At 49.7% G+C, this 539-nt stretch carries 1 rRNA gene; it reads left to right on the top strand.

Going from position 1 to position 539, the window contains the following annotated elements:
* Positions 1-539, top strand: a 23S ribosomal RNA gene (locus tag EER30_RS48340); the annotation flags it as partial.

Here is a 539-nt window from a genome sequence, read left to right as displayed (position 1 = left end):
ATTAGAGGCCTTGGGGTTGAAACAACCTTAACCTATTCTCAAACTTTAAATATGTAAGAAGTCCTTGTTACTTAATTGAACGTGGACATTTGAATGTATCGTTACTAGTGGGCCATTTTTGGTAAGCAGAACTGGCGATGCGGGATGAACCGAACGTGAGGTTAAGGTGCCGGAATGTACGCTCATCAGACACCACAAAAGGTGTCAATGCATCTAGACAGCCGGACGGTGGCCATGGAAGTCGGAATCCGCTTAGGAGTGTGTAACAACTCACCGGCCGAATGCATTGGCCCTGAAAATGGATGGCGCTTAAGCGTGCTACCTATACCTCGCCGTCAGGGTTGACATGATGCCCTGACGAGTAGGCAGGCGTGGAGGTCAGTGACGAAGCCTTGGGGGTGACCCCGGGTCGAACGACCTCTAGTGCAGATCTTGGTGGTAGTAGCAAATACTCAAATGAGAACTTTGAGGACTGAAGTGGGGAAAGGTTCCATGTGAACAGCAGTTGGACATGGGTGAGTCGATCCTAAGCCATAGGG

The organism is Actinoplanes solisilvae (assembly GCF_003999975.1).
In the GTDB taxonomy this organism is placed as follows: Bacteria; Actinomycetota; Actinomycetes; order Mycobacteriales; family Micromonosporaceae; genus Actinoplanes; species Actinoplanes solisilvae.
The sequence above is the reverse complement of the archived record's forward strand: the minus strand, read 5'-3'. Positions and strand labels throughout refer to the sequence as shown.